Source organism: Pseudomonas sp. 1L-B-1-E-C1 (assembly GCF_057291835.1).
The window spans coordinates 190,497-211,286 of the sequence record NZ_JBXAWN010000010.1 but is presented as its reverse complement, the minus strand read 5'-3'; the positions used below and the strand labels follow the sequence as shown (position 1 = coordinate 211,286).

Genomic DNA, 20,790 nt, shown 5'->3' with positions numbered 1-20,790 from the left:
TGTGCAGCCGCCTTCGCGAGCAAGCTCGCTCCCACAGTGGATCTGTTGCGAACGCTGATATGTATGTTCCAAAAAACCTGTGGGAGCGAGCTTGCTCGCGAAGACAATCCAAAGGGCGAAGCAGGAACACCTGCCTCACCCCGTCTGGATTAGAAGAACCCCAACGGATTGATGTCGTAGCTCACCAGCAGGTTCTTGGTCTGCTGGTAATGGTCGAGCATCATTTTGTGGGTTTCACGCCCGACGCCGGATTTCTTGTAGCCACCAAACGCGGCATGTGCCGGGTACAGGTGGTAGCAGTTGGTCCACACGCGACCGGCCTTGATCGCCCGGCCCATGCGGTAGGCGCGGTTGATGTCGCGGGTCCACAGACCGGCGCCGAGGCCGAACTCGGTATCGTTGGCAATCGCCAGGGCTTCGGCTTCGTCCTTGAAGGTGGTGATGCTCACCACCGGGCCGAAGATTTCTTCCTGGAACACGCGCATTTTGTTGGTGCCCTTGAGCAGGGTCGGCTGGATGTAATAACCGGTGGCCAGGCTGCCCTCGAGTTTCTCCACCTTGCCGCCAGTCAGCAACTCCGCGCCTTCGCCCTTGGCGATTTCCAGGTACGAGAGGATCTTGTCGAATTGCTGCTCCGACGCCTGGGCGCCGACCATGGTGTCGGTGTCGAGCGGGTCGCCGCGTTTGATCTGGCTGACTTTCTTCATCACGGCCTGCATGAATTCGTCGTAGATCGATTCCTGCACCAGTGCGCGGGACGGGCAGGTGCACACTTCGCCCTGGTTGAAGAACGCCAGCACCAAGCCTTCTGCGGCTTTTTCGATGAAGCTCGGTTCGGCCTGCATGATGTCTTCGAAGAAAATGTTCGGCGACTTGCCGCCCAGCTCCACGGTGGACGGAATGATGTTTTCCGCCGCGCATTTCATGATGTGCGAACCGACCGGGGTCGAACCGGTGAAGGCGATCTTGGCGATGCGCTTGCTGGTCGCCAAGGCTTCGCCGGCCTCTTTACCGAAACCTTGCACGACGTTGAGCACGCCCGGCGGCAGCAGGTCGCCGATCAGTTCCATCAGCACGCAGATGCCCAGCGGGGTTTGCTCGGCAGGCTTGAGCACCACGCAGTTACCGGCGGCCAGCGCTGGCGCGAGTTTCCACGCGGCCATCAGCAGCGGGAAGTTCCACGGGATGATCTGGCCGACCACGCCCAGCGGTTCATGAATGTGATAGGCCACGGTATTGCCGTCGATTTCCGCGGCGCTGCCTTCCTGGGCGCGCAAGCAGCCGGCGAAGTAGCGGAAGTGGTCGGCGGCCAGCGGGATATCGGCGTTGAGGGTTTCGCGGATGGCTTTGCCGTTGTCCCAGGTTTCAGTGATCGCCAGCAGTTCGAGGTTCTCTTCGATGCGGTCGGCGATTTTCAGCAGGATCAGTGAGCGCGCCTGCACGGAAGTGGCGCCCCACGCATCGGCGGCGGCATGGGCAGCGTCCAGCGCCTTGTCGATGTCTTCGGCGGTGGAGCGGGGGAATTCGGCGATGGGCTGGCCATTCACTGGCGAGGTGTTGGTGAAGTACTGACCTTTGACCGGCGCGACGAACTCGCCGCCGATGTAGTTACCGTACTTGCTCTTGAACGAGACTTTGGCGCCGTCAGTACCGGGGTGGGCGTAACGCATGATGATGTTCTCCTTGGCTTTGTACTTATTAGAGAAACGCGCAAGTGCGCTTGCTATAAGCGTAGAGCAAGGCTCGGGCCACTGCCGTGCAGGTCAGGCAAATCAAGGGCTTGGCCGGTTTGTCTCGGACGAATGGACCGGTGCTGTGACGGTTTCGGTACAGCGCGCGTGACAATTTGTACCGCTTGCGGCACAGCCTGTGACCGGGCGGTCTTGCCAGCATTGCAATGCCGCAGCCGCTGGAGGATCCTCAGCCAACAGAAATCCGGTAGGAGCTGCCGAAGGCTGCGATCTTTTGATTTTGTTTTTCAAGATCAAAAGATCGCAGCCTTCGGCAGCTCCTACACGGGATTGCGTCGACCTCTCGGGGAGAACAATAAGAAATGCACGACAACCATTTGAGTCGCCATGCCCGCCAGGTTCTCACCGTTACCCAGGGCAAACCGCACCTGCACGGCCCCGGCGCCGATCCGTCGATCGCGCGTTCGTGGCTGCGTTGCCTTGAGGACTATCACCTCGATCCTTCTGTGAGCATGGCGCCGACCGTGCTCGAGCATGGCCGGGTGCTGGAAAGTCGCGAACGTCTGCAACAAGTGCTGCAGATCGCCGGCACCGAAATGAGCAGCCTGCATCAACAACTCTCCGGCGCCGGCCACGCGGTGCTGCTGACCGACGCGCGTGGGGTGATCCTCAATTGCGTCACCGCACCGGCCGAACGCAAGATTTTCGAGCGTGCCGGGCTCTGGCTTGGCGCCGACTGGAGCGAAGCCTGCGAGGGCACCAACGGTATCGGCACCTGCCTCGTTGAGCGCCAAGCGCTGACTATTCATCAGGACGAACACTTTCGCGGCCGCCACACCGGGCTGACCTGTTCAGCGAGCCCGGTGTTCGATCCGCAGGGTGAGCTGCTGGCGGTACTCGACGTCTCCTCGGCGCGGCCGGACGTGTCGCGCCAGAGCCAGTTCCACACCATGGCGCTGGTCAACCTGTCGGCGAAAATGATCGAGAGCTGCTACTTCCTGCGCTGTTTCGACAATCAGTGGTTGCTGCGCTTTCACCTGCAAGCCGAGTCCGTCGGCTTGTTCAGCGAAGGCCTGCTGGCGTTCGACGGCGAAGGGCGGATCAGTGCGGTCAACCAGAGCGCGCTGAACCTGCTCGGGCATATTCGCGGTGGGTTGCTCGGGCAACCGGTGGAAGCGTTTTTCGATTGTTCGCTGGACGAATTGCTTGGCCGCGCGAGTGCCAATGCCAGCGCCAGTTGGCCGCTGCGCACCCGTGATGGCCGGCATCTGTTTGCCGTGTTGCGCGGCGAAGCGCGCAAGCCGACAGCCATTGTTCCAACGCCTATCGCCGCGCCCGCCCCACGCCTGTCAGGCATCTGTCTCGGCGATGAAGCGTTGCAGGCGGAGTTTCGCAAAGCCCTGCGCGTGTTCGAACGCGACGTGCCGTTGCTGATCAACGGCGAAACCGGCTCGGGCAAAGAGGCGTTCGCCAAGGCTGTGCACCAGGCCAGCCTGCGCTGCGGCAATGCCTTCGTCGCACTCAATTGCGCGGCCATTCCGGAAAGCCTGATCGAGAGCGAACTGTTCGGCTATCGCGGCGGCAGCTTCACCGGCGCACGCAAGGATGGCATGCGCGGAAAGCTGCAGCAGGCCGACGGCGGCACATTGTTCCTCGACGAAATCGGCGACATGCCGCTGGCCTTGCAGACGCGCTTGCTGCGTGTGCTGGAAGATCGGCAAGTGGTGCCGATTGGCGGCGAACCGCAAGCGGTGGACGTGCGGATCATCAGTGCGACGCACCGCAATCTGCTGGAACGGGTCGAGGACGGCAGTTTTCGCGAGGATCTGTATTACCGCTTGAACGGGCTGGAAGTGGCGTTGCCGGCATTGCGTGAGCGTAGTGATAAATCGCAGTTGCTGGATTTTCTGTTGGCCGAGGAGGCGGGAGGCGAAACGATCCTGATCGATGAACCGGCGCGGCAGGCGTTGCTGGCGTTCAACTGGCCGGGCAATGTGCGGCAGTTGCGCAATGTGCTGCGTACATTGGCTGCATTGTGTGATGAAGGGCGGATCGGGATTGAGGATTTGCCAGTGATGATCCGGCAGGCGCGGCCGGCGGTTGTGGCGGCGCAGCCATTGGAAGATGCCGAACGACTGGCCTTGCTCAATGCGCTGGAGCAGACGCGCTGGCACATGACCCATACAGCGCAGCAACTGGGCGTAAGCCGCAACACCCTTTATAGAAAACTGCGTAAACATGGGATTGAGCGGCGTGTCAGCTGAACGCCCTCACCCTAACCCTCTCCCGGAGGGAGAGGGGACTGACCGCGTTGCTTGCGGTATTTACGCCGACCTGAAATATCGAGCCGAACTCAGGATTTGAAGGCGACCGAGATCGGCTCCCTCTCCCTCGGGAGAGGGCTGGGGTGAGGGGCTGCGGTCTGAAGCCGTGCGCAGATGTAGCCGCCAACCCGTCTCCATCCTTCAGCTAAAGAGTGCCATTTCCCCCTCCCTACGCTAACCTGCGGCCATGTTTTACGAGGTCGACTATGCACATTCATATTCTGGGTATCTGCGGGACTTTCATGGGCTCGATGGCGGTATTGGCCAAAGAGCTGGGCCATCACGTCACCGGCTCCGACGCCAACGTCTATCCGCCGATGAGCACGCAGCTCGAGGCCCAGGGCATTCAGCTGACGCAGGGTTATGACCCGGCGCAACTCGATCCGGCGCCGGATCTGGTGGTGATCGGCAATGCCATGTCCCGTGGCAACCCGGCGGTGGAATATGTGTTGAACAAAGGCCTGCCGTACGTCTCCGGCCCGCAGTGGCTGGCTGACCACGTGCTGCAAGGTCGCTGGGTATTGGCCGTGGCCGGAACGCACGGCAAGACCACCACCAGCAGCATGCTCGCCTGGGTGCTGGAACACGCCGGCATGAGCCCGGGTTTCCTGATTGGCGGCGTGCCGCAGAATTTCTCGGTGTCGGCGCGCCTGGGCGACACGTCGTTCTTTGTCATCGAGGCTGACGAATACGACAGCGCTTTTTTCGACAAGCGCTCGAAATTCGTCCACTACCGTCCGCGCACCGCAATCCTCAACAACCTTGAATTCGATCACGCCGACATCTTCCCCGATTTGCCGGCGATCGAGCGCCAGTTCCACCACTTGGTCCGCACCATTCCGAGCGAAGGCCTGGTCATCCACCCGACTACCGAGCCGGCCTTGCAGCGCGTGATTGAAATGGGCTGCTGGACCCCGGTGCAAACCACCGGCGCCGGCGGTCAGTGGCAGGTCAAACTACTGAGCGAGGACGGTTCGGCGTTCGAAGTGATGTTCGAAGGCGTGTCGCAAGGCACCGTCGAGTGGGAATTGACCGGTCAGCACAACGTCGCCAACGCCTTGGCTGCCCTGGCTGCGGCGCGGCATGTTGGCGTGGTGCCATCGATGGGTATCGCCGGTTTGAGCGCGTTCAAAAACGTCAAACGGCGCATGGAGAAAGTCGCCGAGGTGCGCGGCATCACCATTTACGACGACTTCGCTCACCACCCGACCGCCATCGCCACCACGCTTGATGGCCTGCGCAAACGCATCGGCGACGCGCCACTGATCGCGATCATCGAGCCGCGCTCCAATTCGATGAAGCTCGGCGCCCACCGTGACGGTTTGCCGGACAGCGTGGTCGATGCCGATCAGGTGATCTGGTACGCCCCGGCCAACCTCGGCTGGGACCTCGGCGCCACCGCAGCGTTATGCACGGTGCCGTCAATCGTCAGTGATTCGCTGGAAGGCATCATCGAACGCGTGAAGAGCCAGGCGCAGCCCGGTACTCACGTGGTGATCATGAGCAACGGCGGCTTCGGCGGCCTGCACGGCAAACTCGCCGAGGCGCTGCAATGAACACTTTTTCCCAGGCCGGCGGCCCGGAACGCATTACCCTGGCGATGACCGGCGCCTCGGGCGCGCAGTACGGTTTGCGCCTGCTTGATTGCCTGGTGCGCGAAGATCGCGAAGTGCACTTCCTGATCTCCAAGGCTGCGCAATTGGTGATGGCCACCGAGACCGACGTGTCCCTGCCGAACAAGCCGCAGATGATGCAGGCCTTTCTCACCGAATACACCGGCGCCGCCGCCGGACAGATTCGGGTGTATGGCAAGGAAGACTGGATGTCGCCGGTGGCCTCCGGCTCCGGTGCGCCGGCGGCGATGGTGGTGGTGCCGTGTTCGACCGGGACGCTGTCGGCGATTGCCACCGGCGCCTGCAACAACCTCATCGAGCGCGCAGCGGACGTTACGCTGAAAGAGCGCCGTCAGTTGATTCTGGTGCCGCGGGAGGCGCCGTACTCGAGCATTCATCTGGAGCACATGCTCAAGCTGTCGAACCTGGGCGTGACCATTTTGCCGGCGTCGCCGGGTTTCTATCACCAACCGCAGACCATCGACGACTTGATCGACTTCGTCGTGGCGCGGATTCTCAATCTGCTCGGCATCCCGCAGGACATGCTGCCGCGTTGGGGCGAGCATCATCTGAGCAGCGATGAATAAGCTGCTGGTCATCGTGTTGGCGCTGCAGCTGGGCGGGTGTGCCACCGCGCGCACGCTGGATGCGGCGAAACCCGGCGCACCGGTGGTGTATGCCGGGACGCGGCTGGATTTGTATGCGTTGAATGGCGGCTGCTGTGCGAAAGACAGGTTCGGTGCCGAGGCGCCGAGTTATCCGGGAGTGGATCTACCGGCCAGCGCGTTGCTCGATACGCTGTTGTTGCCGTTGTCGTTGTTAACGGTAATTGGCGTGGGGTTCCAGGCGACTGGCGGATTGTAAAGATCAAAAGATCGCAGCCTTCGGCAGCTCCTACAGGAGATCGCATTCCTCTGTAGGAGCTGCCGAAGGCTGCGATCTTTTGTTTTTGTAAGTGCTTATTTGCCGAGCTTCCTCAATTCATCCGACTCGATCACCCGCACCCCATCCTGTTCTTCCAGCGCCAGGCGCCACATCGCCCGTGCCAACTGGCATGCCTCGATGCCGTGGTATTTCCCCGGAATCAGCTTCGACAACGGCCCGGCCAGTTGCTCGGCCAGACGCGGTTCAATGCGCTCGCCCAGCAACAGCGAAGGTCGGCAGATGGTCAATTGTGGCCAGTCCTGCGCGCGCAGGGCCTGTTCCATCTCGCCTTTGACGCGGTTGTAGAACACCGAGGAATTCGGATCGGCGCCGATTGCGCTAATCACGATCAGGTGCCGCGCGCCCATCTCCCGCGCGCGTTTGGCGAACGCCACGACCATGTCCAGATCCACAGCGCGAAAGGCTTCTTCGGAGCCGGCCTGCTTGATCGTGGTGCCGAGGCAGCAGTAGGCGATATCGACCCGGCCACTGAGTTGCGGCAGAAAGGTTTGTGGATCGCCAACCGGGTTTTCCAGATGCGGATGCTCGGCCAGCGGCCGGCGTGAAGGGGCGAGGACACGGGTTATCGTTGGCTCGTTGAGCAAACGGTCGAGCAGATGTTCACCGGTCAATCCGGTGGCTCCGGCAAGCAATACGTGCTGAGGCGTCAAGTACATAGTGTCTCTCCCTTGATACTGTTCAGCTTAGTTGCCTTTTTTCGCCGCGTCGTTCAATGCGCTGCTGTGCAAAGCTTTGCGCGCTTGCTGTTTTCGCAGCAGTTGCCAGTGCGAAAGCACGGTTTTCGGCGCCCAGATCTGCGGCTCCGAGGCTTCGAAGCCGTCGGCCAGTTCGCGTTCGGCGACGGTGGCTTTGGCCAGTTTGAAAGCCTGTTCCAGATCGTCGGTCTGGTTCAGCGCCTGGGCGAACAGCGCATCGCCGAAGTAGGTGAAGTTGGCTTCTTCCGAACAGCCGAACGACACCCTATCCGCGCGGGAGGCGGTCATGATCAGCGTGCGTTCGTCTTTCAGCGCCGGGATGAAACCGCCGGAATAGCACGAGGAGATCACGATGACCTTGTCGCGATGCTTCAGCGGCGCGAGCACGGCGGCGAGCTCATCGGCTGGCAGGTCAGCCAGTTCCATGCGCGGCTGATCGAGCACCAGTTCATGCTCGGCGGTGCCATGGCTGGTCAGATAGATGAACAGCAGATCTTCCGGCCCACTGCGTTCGGCGAGGGCTTGCGCGGCACGGCGCAGGTTCTCGCGGGTGGCCATCGGCCGGTCGCCGAGATGATCGCGATGGTTGACCAAGCGGATCTGGCCGAAAGCGCCGAAGCGTGTGTTGAGCATGTTGGCGACGTAGTCGGACTCGCGCAGGAACACGCTCTGCTTGCCGTCGCCACCGAGGGTCAGGGTGTACAGCTCGACTGCCGGGGTCGAGGCGGGAATCGCCGCCAGCGCCTCGTCGAGCAGACGACCCTGGGCGAGCAAACCGAGTTCGAGGGTGTCGGGCAGCAATTTGCCGTCAGCATCGCGCACACGCTGGCCATTGATCCAGGTGCCGCTGAGCACGCTGCCATCGGTCAGCACCAGAGTACCGCGGCCGGAATAGCTGTCGTTGTCGAAACCGCCGACGTAGAAGCTGCCATCGGCCAGGTTCAAACGGCCCTGCCCGGTGAAACGCCAGTCGTTGAACACACCGATGTAATGGCTGCCGTCAGCGCCGATCAGTTCGCCCTTGCCGGTCAGCGCGCCTTCCTTGAACTGGCCGAGCCAGACGTCGCCGTCCGCATTCTCGTAGCGGCCCTTGCCGTGCAGTTGATTATTCTTGAATCCACCGACGTAGATATCGCCGTCGGCACTGTTGTAAGTGCCGTTGCCTTCCAGTTGACCGTTGACGAAATGACCCGTGAACGAATTACCGCTGGCATCGCCGCGCTGACCTTCACCGTTGGGTTTGCCGTGGGCGAACTGGCCTTGATAGGAGCTGCCGTCGTCCATTTCCAGACGACCGAGGCCGGAATACTGGTCAGCCTTGAATTCACCGCGATAGGTCATGCCGTTTTCTTTCAGCGTGCCTTCGCCATCGCGCCGGCCCTGCTTGAAGCCGCCGGTGTAGCTGCTGGCATTGGTACTCAGGCTGCCCTGGCCGTCGAACAGACCTTGCTGGAACTGGCCGCGATAAACCTCGCCATTGCTGCCGTGCCATTCGCCTTGCCCGTGCCACTGACCTTTGTCGAACTCCCCGGCGTACCAGCTGCCGTTGGGGTAGTCGACCCGGCCCTGACCTTGCAGCAAGCCGTCGACCAGTTCACCGCGGTAGCGACCGCCATCGGGCAGGCGCGCATCCGGCGGCAACAGCGATTCGCCGTCGCCGCAAGCGGTGAGCATCAGGGTCAGGGCAAGGGGTGCAAGTCGAGCGATTGAGCGCATAGCGGGATCCGGGCAATTAGGCGACCGAGTATGCCGCAGCTATGCATCGCATATATACAGACGTGACGCGAAACAGCGTGCGCTGCTTCGCATCCGGGATGATCAGACGAAGCAGAGCGACAGCGGCTCGGCGATATAGGCCGGTTTGTCCGAGCCCTCTATCTCCAGTGTCGCGGTCGCTTTCAGCAGCCACTGGCCGGGTTTTTTCTCGGTGACTTCGACCATGTCGACCTTCAATCGGACTTTCGAATCGACCTTGACCGGCTGGATGAAACGCACGCTGTCCAGGCCGTAGTTGACGACCATCTTCACGCCTTCGGGCAGTACGAGGATGTCTTCCATCAGTTTCGGCATCAGCGACAGCGACAGAAAACCGTGGGCAATCGTGCTGCCGAATGGCGTTTTCGCGGCCTTGACCGGATCGACGTGAATGAACTGAAAATCACCGGTGGCTTCGGCGAACAGGTTGATGCGCTCCTGATCGATGGTGAGCCATTGGGAACGTCCAAGTTCCTTGCCGACATAATCTTTGAGCTCTGCAACGGGAACATAGGGCATTGAGACTCTCCTTGGGTTCATCGGTTTTATAGTTTTTCAGGGGGCGGATTTGACCGGCCTGCGAACCACTGTAGATCATCATGGCGATTTGCTCAGGTCAACCGACCATGCTTTTGGCGAATGCCGGTCCATAGCGCAGGCGTGCTTATAATGCGGGCGATTTGCGGGTTGGAAAGTCAGACGGAGATGTCAGATGTTGCTACGTGGCCTGACCATGCTGGTGTTGTTTCAATTGCTCGGCACGGCGCTCAATCACTTGCTGTTGCCGATATTGCCGGGGCCGATCATCGGGCTGCTGCTGTTGCTGGTGTTCCTGATCATTCGCGGTGAGGTGGGCGAGCCGTTGAATCAGGCGGCGGGCAGTCTGCTGCGCTATCTGCCGTTGCTGCTGGTGCCGCCGGCGGTGGGCGTGATGGTCTATGCCACGGCGATTGCCGCAGATTTCTGGGCGATCGTCGGCGCGCTGGTGGTCTCATTGATCGTGTCGATGGCCTTTGCCGGCGTGCTCATGCAACGACTGGTCAAACGTCACGCGCCGCCGGCGGAGGAGTCCTGATGCTGTTCGACTGGCAAGGCGCGTGGGCCTCGGTGATCCATCATCCGTTGTTCGGCATCGGCATCACCCTTGGCGCCTATCAACTGGTGCTGGCGGCGTTCGAGAAAACCCGCTGGATCTTTCTGCAACCGGTGCTGGTCTCCATGTTGTTGGTGATCGGTGTGCTGGTCGGCTGCGGCCTGACTTACGCGGAGTACCGCAAGAGCACCGAGATCCTCAGCATTCTGCTCGGACCGGCAACCGTCGCGCTGGCGGTGCCGCTGTACTTGAATCTGCGCCGCATCCGCCAATTGTTCTGGCCGATTTTTACTACGCTGGTGATAGGCGGAGTAGTGGCAACGGGCATGGGTGTGGCGCTGGGCTGGTGGTTCGGCGCCGATCACATGATCCTGATGACAATGGCGCCGAAGTCGGTGACTTCGCCGATCGCCATGCTGGTCGCCGAGCAGATCGGCGGTGTGGCGGCCCTGGCCGCGGTGTTCGTGCTGATCACCGGGGTGATCGGCGCAATCTTCGGCCCGGCATTGCTGACCCGGCTCGGCGTGCACAGCCCCGAGGCGCGTGGCATGGCCCTGGGCATGACCGCCCATGCGGTCGGCACGGCGGTGGCGATGCAGGAAAACGATGAGTGCGGCGCCTTCGCCGCGCTGGCGATGAGTCTGATGGGCGTGGCCACGGCGGTGTTCCTGCCGTTGGCGGTGTCGATGGTGGTGTAAGGAAATGTCTATGAGTCTGCCGCTTTTTCCGCTGAACACGGTGCTGTTCCCCGGCTGCAACCTCGACTTGCAGATTTTCGAGGCGCGCTACCTCGACATGATCGGCCGCTGCATGAAGCAGGGTGTCGGCTTCGGGGTGGTGTGCATTCTTGAAGGCAGTGAAGTCGGCGTGGCGCCGGAGGGGTTCGCGATGGTGGGATGCGAGGCGCGGATCACCGATTTCCAGCAGCAGGACAACGGTCTGCTCGGCATCCGCGTGCAGGGCGGGCGACGCTTCAATGTGCTGCGCACCGAAGTGCAGCGCGATCAGTTGATTCTCGCCGATGTCGAGTGGCTCGACGACGAGCCCGAGCAACCGTTGCAGGATGAGGACGCCGATCTGGTGGCGCTGCTCAAGGCGCTGGCCGAGCACCCGATGGTCGAAGCGCTGGACATGGGCATCGAAGCCGTTGGGCAGCAGTCACTGGCCAATCAACTTGCCTATCTGTTGCCTTTTGCCGAAGAAGACAAGCTCGACCTGCTGCAACTCGACGACCCGCAGCAGCGGCTCGACGCAATCCAGGCGTTGCTGGATGAATTGCAGGGTGAGTTGTTTGCCTAGGAGTTCTCAATGGTTTTCCCCACCGCGGGAAACCAATCGAGAACGCCCCCTGGTTGCACTCTGAATTAACTCGGGGCACTTGCCAGCATTGTCTTGCTTTGGTCTTTATCTTAATTTCAGGAGGTCCGCAGGAAGCGGGCAACTTGAACAAGAATAAGGATGAAAACATGACTGTATATGAAGATGAATGGGCATTCTGGGACGATATCGCTGGCAAGTATATTTTGAAACATGCGGATACTGATCATAACGTCAGCTTCGTTATCGAGGCGGCATCCAGTTACGCAGATCGCATGGTGATAGCCCGGCGAAAGCGAAAATCTGCAAAGGTCCCTGACGGCGAAGTTACGCGGATGTTGGCATCGGCCACAACAGCCACAACCGTTTCAGCCGTAACCGTTGTCTGATTGATTTCTTTGCGCATTTGCCTGCCGTTGCCGTTGAGTAACGGCAGGACGTTTATCAATGGGTAACTCTATGTCTTTAGCACAAATAAACAAGAAGGCCTTCACGGCGAATCTGTATCTGGATGGTCGTCCGGTGGTGCTTAATCAACAACGCTTGCAACAAGCGTTGCTCGATAAGCGAATAACCCAAAGCGAAAAACTGGAAGCCGAAGTGGGCCTGGCGATCCAGCGCGTTTCCAGTTCCGTCACGCTGGCTGATCATGAGGACGATAGCCCGCTGCTGTTGAAGTTCATTCCTCAGGGTGACGATTACGCGATCCATCTGGTACAGCCGGGCGCGTTTGACGGTGCGCGGTTATTCATCGAGGACAAGACTCACAACTTGTTGGCCAGCACCAGCGCCCCGGCTCAGTACTTCTCAATCAGTACGTACGGTGTGCCGAAGGCTTCGCTTAACGATATCGCGTCGGGCCCGGCTCATATCGAGTTGAACAGCGAGCCGAATGACAAACCTCTGTATCGTCTGGTGAGCAGTGGCATGAGCACGTTTCTGGATGCCGACCCTAACGTGACGGGACATAACGCTTTCAACAATGGGCCAGCGAAATTCGTGATCAAAGTAGTCAAGTAACGTACAGCTGACTGATTCATAAAAAGGGTGCCATTCATATTTCAATGAATGGCACCCTTTTTTTCAGGGGCGGTAGTGTTCGGCTACAGGCCAGGTTACATCGTTGGAGTTGGTGCCGGAGCCCTTGGGCAGCGTCAGCACGACGCCACCGGAGCGGGTTATTTCAAGTCGACCATGGGCGTTGGTTCCATGACGTATCAGCCTCTTCACCCGACCTGCAGCGGTGTCCCCTGGGCGGGGATGCTCAAATCCTGCGGATTGATTCGCGCCTGCGGATCGCCAGTCAGTCCCCAGTACTGACGCACCGAGTGGTAAACCACCGTACCGACGGTATCGGGCTTGTAACCGATGTGGGTCACGTAAATCCGTGCCGCCAGTTCGTTGCGCTGGCGGTGTTGTTCGATGTCGGCCTGCAGGGCCGCGACACTGGCGAAGCGGCGGGCATCGATGATATACAACTGCAACATCTCGAACAGCAATGAGACTTCATAGATATGGCCGGCGGAAGTCACCACGCTGATGGATTCCACAGGCGTGTCATCCTCGATATCCGGCAGCTCGACGGTGACGCTGGCAATGCGCAGGAGGTTGCCGTCGAGCTGGATATCGCTGCGCGTGACGGTTTCGGCCAGCGTTCGGGTGAACAGATTCCAGGTGGACGCATTGGAGGTTTTCGCCGCCGCCCCCGGGGTAGAAAGACGCACGATGCAGTTGCTCGCAAGATGAACGTCGTAGGTAGAGCTTTTGCCTTCAAGCAGATAAATCCCTGTGTGTGGCCTGGATTCGATTACCACTTTGCTGGGCCGCTCGGTCAGCTGCGGTTTTTCGCTGACCAGTGGGCGGGTGAACGGGTACGCGCCATTGCGCCGTTTCAGCCAGCTTTTGCTACTGACCAGTCGGGTGCCGGGGGCTTGCGCGTCGGCTTCATAATCAAGCTGCGGCACCTGCAGGCGGTATGAGACTTCGTCCTGCATGACCAGCACCAGATCCTGCGCCAGCAGCGGCGTGGTCACCTTCAGACTGTTTCGGCCGCCGTAACCGGTAGCAGCGGCGATCGTCCGGATCAGGCCCTTGAACGCAATCACTTTGGACGGCAGCAGTATCGTCAGGCAGATATCCTTGTAGGTCAGGTGCGTATTGCCCGACACCCCCTGACGAACTTCGACGTCATAACTGATCACGGAGTCGACGATTTCACTGTCTTTGAAATCCAGGTAAACACTGTTTTCAGTAGCAGCGACGCTGCGCCCGACAACGAATTCGACCCTCTGCGGCGTGCGTGCCACGAAGTGTCCAGACAGTGTCTGAGCGTCCAGCGCTAGCGTGCCGCCATTCACTATCGCCGGGGCCTGGGCCGGGCGACCGTTGACGGTGACGGCGACCTCGATATCCTGACTCAGCACTTGACCTGGCTGATTGGGCAGCAGTGCCAGCAGTTCATAACCGTCCTGGGTGCGGAACAGCCACTGTGCATTCTTCAGATGGCGCTGGCCGTCGATCGTCTGGTAGACGTTTTCCAGGGTCAGCACATGATCGGGATCGCTGCCATCCTTGCCGCGCAACGAGGTGATCACCAGTGAAGTGCCGGTGACTTGCCAGCGTTGAATGAGCGCTCTTGGCCAGCCGAACTCGACGCGGCTCGAGTGCTCACCGTCTTCGATGATCGTCGCGCGGGCGTTGGTATTGGCGATGTAATAACGGTCTTCACCGCCGCCGCCATTCACTTCGCATTCGGTGCCGAATATGGCAATGGTGTCGTTGCCGCCACCGGCGCTGATGCGGTCGTAGCCATTGGCGGAAATCTGGTTGGCCGCGTCAGTGCCGATGACGTGGCTGGTGCCTTTGCGCAGCGTCGAAACGTTCTCGAACGAAGTCAGATGTGCAACTTCGATGCCTTGGGCCACCGGATCCAGACTGCGCAGCGCGACTTTGCCGGTCTGCAGATCGATGTCATGGCCAACGTAGCGGGTGTCGCTGGTCGGACGACTGCCTTCGAACGCCACCGTATCGGTGCCGGCGCCGCCATCCAGCAGGTTGATATGGGCAGGCTTGGCCGCGCGATTCAGTTCCTCAGCCGTGATTTCGTGATAGAAGGCATCGTTCTGGTCACCACCGGTCAATGCTTTGTGCCCTTCGCGATAGGTGAACAGGTTGGCCTGGGCCTTGACGCCAATGACCCGATCATTGCCATCGCCCAGACGCCAGAAAACCCCTTTGCCTTCGCCGGCGCTGCCGCTGACTTTTTTGAGGTCTGCCGGCAAGCCATTGCTGGCATCGATCACATCGTCTGCGCCGACGACCACCGCCTGGGTGTCAAGTTTGAACGGCTTCTGCCCGGCGCCTTCGTCCCAGACGTAGCGCCACAACTCGACGGACTGCAGCTCGGTGCGGAAGGCACCGTTGACCACGTGTTCGATGGAATTCTTGTAGGCGCCTTCAAGCATGTCCTTCGCCGACAGCTCGAGCCGTTTCTCATGATCGCTATAGCCTTTGCTCAGCTTGAAGCGATCCATCACCTGAGTATCAAGCTCCTGACCGGTGAAAGCGAACCAGCCTGAGCGCAGGCGTTCCAGGGCGGTCAGCTCGATGTAGTCATCGATATCGTCAACGACCCGCGCAGCCTGATAAATCATCGAGCCGGCGATCAGGATTGCCGCCGCCGCGAGACCCACCGGCCCGGCGACACTGCCGAAACCGGCCAGTGCGGCGACGCCCAGCACCAGACTGATGCCCGCGCCCGCCACACTCAGGGCGCCACTGACGTAATGATCCTGCGCCTCCTTGCCGGTGGCAGCGGCGGCAGCGTTGAACGATTTGACCGCATCAATGACGTCGAACGGCAGGGTGATCGCGCTGGCGAACATGCCGGCGCCCCGGCTCATGTATTTGCCGACCGAGGTCAGGGGGAAGTATTTGAAGAGATGGCCGCCGTTGGTGAGCATCGCCTGGCCGGTTTTGGTCAATCCTTGTTCAATGACCAGTGAGCCCAGTTCGGCCGCAATGGATCCTCCTTGAAAGATCGCCTCCAGTTTGTCGCCTTTCCTGATCGCGTCGGTCATCGCCATGTAGCCGCTGTAAATTCCGAAAGCCTGCAGGCCAACGCCGGCGCCGCTCATCAAATAGCTCTTGTGCTTGTTGACCCAGCCCGGCGCATTTTCGAACGAGTCGATGCGATGGATATCCAGTTTCTGCGCGGCCTTGCCCAATTGATTGAGACGGTCCATGGCGCTGCCGGTTTCTATCGGTGAGTCGCTGACGAACAGTGGCCCGGCATCGATGGAGCGCTTGCAGGCAATTTCATAGAACAGCATCGCCGCTACACCACTGTCGGGGATATCGACCGACTTCAAACGGGCTTCGACCTTCGCCGAGTCAAAATTGAGCGCATCGATGAAGCTTTGGTCCGCAGCTTTCAGGTCGGCGTTCAGCGGACTGAGGGGCTGACCGTTCACCGTCGCGCCCAATGCCTGCAACTCGACGCGAGAGGCCATGACCTCACCCATGCGCAACGGCCCGAAGTGCTTGTCGAGAGACTTGAGTGTCTGCTTCGCGGACGCGTCAGCGTCGTGTGTGATGCCTGGCGAAGGCAAGTGATGGAGATCGCTCGTGGCTGGCGCATGGACATTGGCCGAGGCATCAATAAGCGTGACCTGAAGCACTGGCGCGTTGGCAACATGCGAGGAGGGAGCGATGAGTTTTGACACGTATTAATCCTTTAATAGTATTTGTGGAACCGGCTTCCTTACCGGTGTTGCTGGCAATTCTGTGTATCAGGGCCAGACGAGGTCATGGCCGAACTCGTTCCCGTTGCCCGATAGCCTGAGTATCGGCAACGCCGCCGCCTCGACCCTGTCAATCAGCAGGTCATATTCGAAGTGGTTGGCACGCCCGGCATGGGTGACCGCTTCGATGCGTGCAGCGTTGTCCCCCGCCATGTCCCTGATGTCCGCCACCCTGGCGCCTTTGGTCCGGTCGCTGTTCAACAGCCAGATGCGCTCGGCACTCAGTCCGCTGCGGGTGACCGATATCAGCCCCTCGAAGTCGTCGGAGGGAAATCGGGTCGGCGGCGTGTCGCGGGCGCTGGCGTTGAACATCATGTTTTCTTCATGGGGGACGACTTCCAGGTGGCGGGTGTCCAGGGCATAAAGGAACATCTGCGTCTGGCGGGTGCGAACCGATGGGTAGTCGCGCTCGTGATCCCATGCTATGGGGCTGTCCGGCTCGGACCAGCCGGAGGACGAATCGCTCGGTGACTCACTCGTGTCGCTTGTGCCACTGTCCGAGTGCGTGTCGCCGGGGTCACGCCCGGGATATTTGTGGGTCTGACTGTTGAAACGCAGGTACTCGGGATCGGGTGCGCTGGCATACATCCGGCCTTCATTGAGGCTGAAGGTTGCGCTGATCGGTTTGTGCGAGGTGGTGCCGGGGGTGTGGTGGTAGCGGGGCATCATTGTCCCGTCGTTTGCCAGTTCGAAAGGCGTGCGCTCGTCACCGCGAAACAGACCCGGAATATCGGTGCGGTACAGGCAGTTGTTCTTGTTGCGCAGATAGCCGAGTCGCTTCACCAGCGCTTCGCGTACCTCCGGGGTCAGACTGCCCTCGGCGTAATACCAGTCGTGGCGGGCATTGCGCTTGAGGTTGAGCTGTTCGACCGCGTCCCTGGCGAACTGTTCGAGGCGTTGCGGGTTGCTGACGTCATCGAGAAGGCGCTTGTGCGCCTGCACCCAGGCCGGTATCGCCAGCTCGTTTCTCATGTCCTGCTGCAGACGCGTCAGTTGATCGGGCAGCAGGTTGCAGGACTGCAGAAACGCCTCGCGCTCCTTCAAGGTCAAGGTGGGATGCAACCAGCGCAGGGAATCACGCAGCAAATCGGTGACCGGATTGTCCGTGGTCACAGGTTCAGCCCACTGTGGTGGCTTGCCGCTGGTTTGCGCTTCGACGCGAAACCGCGCGATGTCTTCGCCGTGCATGCCGTACAGCTGCCAGATCTCATGATCGGTCCAGTGCGTGAGGTGCGTCGGTTGCGCATCGAAGCCGCCCACGGGTGGGTCTACGCGCATCAAATTGCCGAACATGTCTCTGAACGCATAGCGCGTGTCGGCTTCGTTCGATGCCAGATATGGCCGCATTTCGTAATAACCCTGGGCATCCGGCGAACGCCACGAAGGGGTGTAGCCTGATTCGATGGGTGTCACCACGGGGGCCGGGCGAGGGCGTTTGGCCGCTGGCGGCGAGTCGGGCTGTGCGGTCTCCGCAGGGCGTTTTGGCGCAGGCTGCTCCGTCAGACGCCAGGTTGGGCGATCGGCGTTTTTATACAGGCGCGGGCCTGAGGGGGCTCGTTCGGTCATACGTTTGATGCGCAAGACGCCGTGCTCGTCGAGGTCGGCGTGGGTGGTTTTAACGCTGCCTTCGAGTTCGACGTCGACGAACTTTCTGCCGACAACCCAACGAAATCCTTCGGCATCCGCAGGCTTCATGCCGCGCAGGAATGCCTCGGACAACCAGTATTCATTCACCGGACTGGCGATCTGCGGCATACCGGCGTTGTGTGTCGGCATCTGGACGATTTCTACGGCAGAGGTCCGTGGCGACTCTCCGGCCAGTTGCAGGCCCGGAGCGCTGTGCGCTGGCGTCAGATCGTCCATTCCGGGGCTGCGGAAAACATTGGGGATATCGGCATCGAATGGATTGTGCGGGCGGTCTGGTCGAGGGCCATTCGATTCGGGCTGATGTGAAGAGGTTGCGGGGATCTTGCGAGGTAATCTGGGACTCATGAAGTGCTCTGAACTAATAAAAGTGAAAAACATTACCCGGAAGTTTCCATACTTCGCTGGATGTAATGGTTTGAATGGCGATAGCGTTGTAATTTGCGTGAGCCAATCTAACTGTTTTTCATCGGCCAGAAGTTCTGTTTTGCTCAAGGCGGGAGTTAATTATGTAACTCCAGTTTTGTAGTTGTTTCGGATAGGGAATTGTCTGGTTTTAACTAAGAAAGTTAACCGGCTAATCGTAATGAAGTGTAGGTAATTAACGCCGCTCTTGTCGGAATATTCCCTAAGAGCGGCGCGCGATAAAAAATGCTTGTAAGTTGTCTGCCTTAGTAGGCGTAACGCAATAGCGTATGTGGCAAGTGGCGCAACACGAAGAAGCCGAACAGGGCAATCATCGACGGCAGGATCAGCCACCAGATCCTGAATGGCATCGGATTGAGCGATGTCTGCCGCTGGCTCAGCCACAGCATGCCAGCGCAGACGCAACTGGCGAGCATGGCGCCGGCCAGGATGTCGGTCGGCCAATGCGCGCCCAGATAGACCCTCGACAACGCAATGGCCAGTGCCGGGATGCAAGCGATCAACAGCCAGGTCAGGCGCATGCGCGGCGGTTGACCGCGACCGGCGAGCACGCCCAGCGTCAGAAACAGGGCAAACGCGCCGGAGGCGTGGCCGCTGGGCATGCTGTAGGTCGTCAGCGGATCGCTGAGCACTTCGGGGCGCACCCGGGCGAAAAAGTATTTGGTTCCGGTGTTGGCCATCGCAGTGATGAGCATGGTGGAACCGGCGAAAACCGCCTGGCGCCACTGCTTGCACAGCAACAGCAGCACCACGAGCAGGGCGCTGAAAAGCAGCATGTTGCGGAATTCGCCGATCAGGGTCAGCGTCACCGCGATTTCGTCCAGGGCTGGCTGGCGATGCTCCTGCACCAGGGTCATCACGCCATTGTCGAGCGCGGTCAAGTACGGGTAGCCGATAAACAGACCGATCAGGATCAACAGGCCCATGCTGCCGATCCAGATCGTCGCGCGACGATGGCGACGCATGCTGCTGTTGACGCTCAGGCCGACCATCACCGCGATGCTGGCGGCGACGATACCTGCTTGCAGCCAGAAACCTTCCGGCAATGGCAGGCGGAACGCCGCGCCCGTGGCCCAGCCCGGCAACAGATAGGCCAGGCTCCACCCGGCGGCGGCTAGCAGGCTGACAGCGAAGAAACGCGGGAACGGCATGTCGCACATCCCCGCGACCATCGGCAGCATTGGCCGCAACGGACCAATGAAACGCCCGACCAGCAGGCTGGCGATGCCATAGCGCTGGAAGTACGACTCGGCACCCGCCATCCATTCCGGGTGATGGCGCAGCCCGGGGAGGCGGCGGATGTCCTGGTGGAAATGGCGACCGAGGAAATAGGAAATCAGGTCGCCAAGGATGCCGCCGAGGAAGCCCAGCAGCAGCGTTTCGCTCAATGACAGCGCGCCGCTGCCGGCCAGTACCGCCACGGCAAACAGCAACACCGTGCCCGGCACGATCAGCCCGGCAATCGCCAGACATTCCACGCACGCAACGATGAACACCGCTGCGGCCAGCCACTGTGGATTGGCGCCGAGCCATCCGGTGATGCTATCGAGCCATGGGCCCATACAGAAAAACTCCAGACTATTGATGATCCCGGTAGGAGCTGCCGCAGGCTGCGATCTTTTGATCTTGTTTCTTTAAAGCAGAATCAAAAGATCGCAGCCTGCGGCAACTCCTACAGGGGTAAGCGTTTACAGCAGGAAATAATCCCGGCCTTCGACCTGACCCCGCCGCAGCGGGTTCCGCGTGCACCATTGCGCATACGCGGCGTCCACGAAGCGATACATCAGATGCTCGTCGCGGCCCAGCGGAATGCCCAGTCGGGTGGTTTGGATAATGTGTGCAGGCGCCGGCCCCGCGTCCTCGACCAGCAACAATTCATGATCGAAACGCTTGGCGTCCCACATCGGCACCTTCAAACCCAGCGCCTTACACAGCAACGTCTGCCCGGCGCACAGCTTCTGCGTCGGACGCGGCCGGCCTTGGGCATCGGGATTGTTCAGCAACATTTGCGCCAGACTCGCCGGCCCGCTCACCTCATCGACCCACGGATAGGCGGATTTGATCAGCACCGCATTGCCCGGACCCTGCGCGCTGAAGTTCAGCGAATCACCGCCGCGGGCGTAGTACATATAGATGTGCCCGCCATCCAGAAACAAAGCCTTACGTTTTTCTGTGTAGCCCAATGAAGAATGGCTGCCTTTTTCCGCAAAGTAATACGCTTCGGTCTCGATGATCCGCGCACTCAGCCACAGGTCGCCGACGCGGTGACGGATGACTTTGCCGAGCAGCGCCTGCGCCAGCACCTGGGCGTCGCGGTCGAAAAAACTGTCCGGCAGGCCCACGGGCAGGCGCGCGGACTCGGGACAAAGGGGCACGGTGGTCATGATGGGCAAGGTTTATCCAGGCTCAAGAGGCCGTGATGATAGCAATGCTGAGCTTAATTACGTCTGAACGACGGGCAAACGCAGCTCATTTCGACCATCCG

General features: G+C 60.4%; 17 protein-coding genes. 9 read left to right on the top strand and 8 right to left on the bottom strand.

Annotated elements, in window-relative coordinates; genetic code table 11:
* Nucleotides 1–149: 149 nt before the first annotated feature.
* Nucleotides 150–1,670, bottom strand: coding sequence for an acetaldehyde dehydrogenase ExaC (gene exaC / locus AC0Z4S_RS18830; RefSeq protein ID WP_024014465.1), 1,521 nt, complete (start codon nt 1,668–1,670; stop codon nt 150–152).
* Between the two features lie 383 nt (nt 1,671–2,053).
* Here exaC and AC0Z4S_RS18825 point away from each other — a divergent pair, with 383 nt between their 5' ends.
* The 4 genes from AC0Z4S_RS18825 (at nt 2,054) to AC0Z4S_RS18810 (ending at nt 6,492) form a co-directional block, all read left to right on the top strand.
* Complete coding sequence (locus AC0Z4S_RS18825) at nt 2,054–3,955, top strand: sigma-54-dependent Fis family transcriptional regulator (protein WP_485624137.1); 1,902 nt, start codon at nt 2,054–2,056, stop codon at nt 3,953–3,955.
* Between the two features lie 266 nt (nt 3,956–4,221).
* Nucleotides 4,222–5,571: a UDP-N-acetylmuramate:L-alanyl-gamma-D-glutamyl-meso-diaminopimelate ligase gene (gene mpl, locus AC0Z4S_RS18820; RefSeq protein ID WP_485624135.1), complete on the top strand. Its 1,350-nt coding sequence runs from the start codon at nt 4,222–4,224 to the stop codon at nt 5,569–5,571.
* Nucleotides 5,568–6,215: a flavin prenyltransferase UbiX gene (gene ubiX, locus AC0Z4S_RS18815; RefSeq protein WP_024014462.1), complete on the top strand. Its 648-nt coding sequence runs from the start codon at nt 5,568–5,570 to the stop codon at nt 6,213–6,215. The genes mpl and ubiX overlap by 4 nt, the downstream gene beginning before the upstream one ends.
* On the top strand, nt 6,208–6,492 hold the full coding sequence (locus AC0Z4S_RS18810) for a YceK/YidQ family lipoprotein (RefSeq protein WP_485624134.1): 285 nt from the start codon (nt 6,208–6,210) through the stop codon (nt 6,490–6,492). Before ubiX ends, AC0Z4S_RS18810 begins: the two co-directional genes overlap by 8 nt.
* Nucleotides 6,493–6,587: 95 nt before the next feature.
* Here the strand turns inward: AC0Z4S_RS18810 and AC0Z4S_RS18805 are convergent, their stop codons facing one another.
* The 3 genes from AC0Z4S_RS18805 to AC0Z4S_RS18795 form a co-directional block, all read right to left on the bottom strand.
* Nucleotides 6,588–7,229: an oxidoreductase gene (locus AC0Z4S_RS18805; RefSeq protein ID WP_064364048.1), complete on the bottom strand. Its 642-nt coding sequence runs from the start codon at nt 7,227–7,229 to the stop codon at nt 6,588–6,590.
* A gap of 27 nt (nt 7,230–7,256) precedes the next feature.
* On the bottom strand, nt 7,257–8,984 hold the full coding sequence (locus AC0Z4S_RS18800) for a C13 family peptidase (RefSeq protein WP_485624132.1): 1,728 nt from the start codon (nt 8,982–8,984) through the stop codon (nt 7,257–7,259).
* A gap of 102 nt (nt 8,985–9,086) precedes the next feature.
* Nucleotides 9,087–9,542, bottom strand: a complete 456-nt coding sequence (locus AC0Z4S_RS18795) for a MaoC family dehydratase (protein ID WP_485624131.1) — start codon at nt 9,540–9,542, stop codon at nt 9,087–9,089.
* A gap of 193 nt (nt 9,543–9,735) precedes the next feature.
* On the opposite strand from AC0Z4S_RS18795, the gene AC0Z4S_RS18790 reads away from it, so the two are divergent.
* The 5 genes from AC0Z4S_RS18790 (at nt 9,736) to AC0Z4S_RS18770 (ending at nt 12,453) form a co-directional block, all read left to right on the top strand.
* Nucleotides 9,736–10,098, top strand: coding sequence for a CidA/LrgA family protein (locus AC0Z4S_RS18790; RefSeq protein ID WP_485624129.1), 363 nt, complete (start codon nt 9,736–9,738; stop codon nt 10,096–10,098).
* Nucleotides 10,098–10,814 carry an LrgB family protein gene (locus tag AC0Z4S_RS18785; protein ID WP_016773013.1) on the top strand — a complete coding sequence of 239 codons (717 nt, stop codon included), beginning with the start codon at nt 10,098–10,100 and terminating at the stop codon, nt 10,812–10,814. The genes AC0Z4S_RS18790 and AC0Z4S_RS18785 overlap by 1 nt, the downstream gene beginning before the upstream one ends.
* 10 nt (nt 10,815–10,824) lie before the next feature.
* Nucleotides 10,825–11,415 carry an LON peptidase substrate-binding domain-containing protein gene (locus AC0Z4S_RS18780; RefSeq protein WP_253496162.1) on the top strand — a complete coding sequence of 197 codons (591 nt, stop codon included), beginning with the start codon at nt 10,825–10,827 and terminating at the stop codon, nt 11,413–11,415.
* A gap of 143 nt (nt 11,416–11,558) precedes the next feature.
* Entirely contained in the window at nt 11,559–11,822 is a 264-nt protein-coding gene (locus AC0Z4S_RS18775; protein ID WP_485624127.1) for a hypothetical protein, read from the top strand.
* 58 nt (nt 11,823–11,880) lie between these two features.
* Complete coding sequence (locus AC0Z4S_RS18770; protein WP_485624126.1) at nt 11,881–12,453, top strand: hypothetical protein; 573 nt, start codon at nt 11,881–11,883, stop codon at nt 12,451–12,453.
* 206 nt (nt 12,454–12,659) lie between these two features.
* Here the strand turns inward: AC0Z4S_RS18770 and AC0Z4S_RS18765 are convergent, their stop codons facing one another.
* From AC0Z4S_RS18765 to AC0Z4S_RS18750, 4 genes are all read right to left on the bottom strand, one after another.
* Entirely contained in the window at nt 12,660–16,157 is a 3,498-nt protein-coding gene (locus AC0Z4S_RS18765) for a calcium-binding protein (RefSeq protein WP_485624125.1), read from the bottom strand.
* A gap of 66 nt (nt 16,158–16,223) precedes the next feature.
* Nucleotides 16,224–18,098, bottom strand: coding sequence for a hypothetical protein (locus AC0Z4S_RS18760; RefSeq protein ID WP_485624123.1), 1,875 nt, complete (start codon nt 18,096–18,098; stop codon nt 16,224–16,226).
* Nucleotides 18,099–18,550: 452 nt separating this feature from the next.
* Nucleotides 18,551–19,867: a bifunctional DedA family/phosphatase PAP2 family protein gene (locus AC0Z4S_RS18755; protein ID WP_485624122.1), complete on the bottom strand. Its 1,317-nt coding sequence runs from the start codon at nt 19,865–19,867 to the stop codon at nt 18,551–18,553.
* 126 nt (nt 19,868–19,993) lie between these two features.
* Nucleotides 19,994–20,689: a DNA-3-methyladenine glycosylase gene (locus AC0Z4S_RS18750; protein WP_485624212.1), complete on the bottom strand. Its 696-nt coding sequence runs from the start codon at nt 20,687–20,689 to the stop codon at nt 19,994–19,996.
* Nucleotides 20,690–20,790: the final 101 nt, after the last annotated feature.